A 1,199-nucleotide genomic window follows, 5' to 3' on the forward strand; every position below is an offset into this window, starting at 1 on the left:
GTGGAACGCAGCTCGATCGCGAGCTCCGCAGCCTCGGGGAATCCGGTTCCGGAGATCGTGACCCGGCCACCGGCCGCGACTGTCTGCGCGCTCAGCGCCACAGCCGGGTCGACGGGATCGACCGGGTCCACCGGGTCCACCGGATCCACGGGGGCGTCGGTGGGACGCGGGATGTCGACGTGCTTGATCTCCGTCGCTCCGGCCGTCGAGAAGGAGTACACCGTGACGCGCACGCGGTCGTCGTACAGCGCGGCGCGCAGCCCGACGGGGTCGGCACCGCCGACGGCCTTCTCCTCCCAGTCCCCGCTCGGTCCGTACATCGTGGTGACGGCTCCGGTGTTCACGACCGTGGGGCCGTGCGCGCGCGTCGGATCCGGCCGCAGCTCTGTACTCCAGTCGTTCAACGTCGGCGACCAGTGCGTGTGGCTGTTGAACATGATGACGTTCGGGTTCTGTGCGAGCAGGGCGGCGAACCGGGCCTCCTCCTGACCGAAGTCGTTCTCGTAGAACCGCGCGTACGATCCGGAGACCGAGTACGGCAGCAGGTGGTGCGAGAACAGCAGCACCGGCTGGTCCTGGGCGCGCCAGTGGGCGAGCCGATCACGCAGCCAGGTGAACTGCTCCTCGCTGAAGTCGACGAACGGGCCTGCGCCGGTCTTCGCCGTGTAGTCGTAGAACTCGCTGCCGATCCAGATCAGGGGAAGCTGACCGTCCACGAGCACCTCACCCCACAGCCCACCCTGGCCACCGATGTCGCGCATCCCCGTCGAATCGAGGAAGCGCTCCCGGTACACCGCCGATCCCTCGCTGCCGTAGTACTCGTGATTGCCGATCGTCGAGACGACCGTGCCGTACTCGCCGCCGCCACCCGCCGCGAGCGCCGACAGATAGGAGGTGTAGTTCGCGGTCGATCCGTTGCTGACCAGGTCGCCGTTGGACACGAGCACGTCCGCCGTCTGCGCCATCGCGCGGAACCCCGGCAGCACGTTCTGGCTCAGTCGCGTCGTCGCCCCCTGCACGTCGCTGAAGATGTCGACCACGGTGTTGGCCTCGACTCCTTCGGCGAGTGCCGCGAGCGGGCGCACCACCTGCACGTCGTCGAGCATCCACGATCCCGCGGCGCCGGGGGCGTCGAAGACGAACCGCAGGGTCATCGCGGATGCGCCCGCCGGCACCGTGACCGGCAGCCGGAGCTGCGC

General features: G+C 69.1%; 1 protein-coding gene. It reads right to left on the reverse strand.

What is annotated here, in order from left to right; all coding sequences use genetic code 11:
* A partial coding sequence (locus DSP71_RS08295) for a metallophosphoesterase (protein ID WP_181800692.1) occupies positions 1-1,199 on the reverse strand: 1,199 nt, incomplete at both ends.

Source organism: Microbacterium sp. H6 (genome assembly GCF_003314775.1).
GTDB lineage: Bacteria > Actinomycetota > Actinomycetes > Actinomycetales > Microbacteriaceae > Microbacterium > Microbacterium oxydans.